The organism is Halioglobus sp. HI00S01, from assembly GCF_001635445.1.
Classification (GTDB): domain Bacteria; phylum Pseudomonadota; class Gammaproteobacteria; order Pseudomonadales; family Halieaceae; genus Halioglobus; species Halioglobus japonicus.
The window spans coordinates 1-367 of record NZ_LWEE01000111.1 but is presented as its reverse complement, the minus strand read 5'-3'; the positions used below and the strand labels follow the sequence as shown (position 1 = coordinate 367).

The window sequence follows — 367 nt, the reverse complement described above, 5'->3', positions numbered from 1 at the left end:
ACCTTCCAGCATGGGCATTTTCAGTGCCATCTGTCTGACACCAATTAACAGCGCTGAACTAGAGTCTGCGATTACTTCCGTGCTTACCGGCGTGCCTGGGTAACAAGCTGTCCATAGCTGGTTGCTTCAAGCAGCGCCGCAGCGATCTGCCCCAATGGCAGTGTTTCGCAAGCCCCCCCCAGGCGCACGGTTTCGCCGGGCATACCCCAAACCACACTGGTTTCTTCGTCCTGGGCGATGGTATGCACGTGCTGATCCTTTAAAGCACACATGGCGCTGGCGCCGTCTCCGCCCATCCCAGTGAGTATCGCGGCCACGGCATTGTCGCCGACAGCGGCCAGAACAGACCGAAACAGTACATCGACGC

At 58.6% G+C, this 367-nt stretch carries 1 protein-coding gene; it reads right to left on the bottom strand.

Features of this window, described 5'->3' with window-relative positions; all coding sequences use genetic code 11:
- Positions 1-83: 83 nt before the first annotated feature.
- Positions 84-367 (bottom strand): chemotaxis protein CheB (locus A3709_RS14860; protein WP_304438771.1); only part of this gene is annotated, 284 nt, incomplete at its 5' end.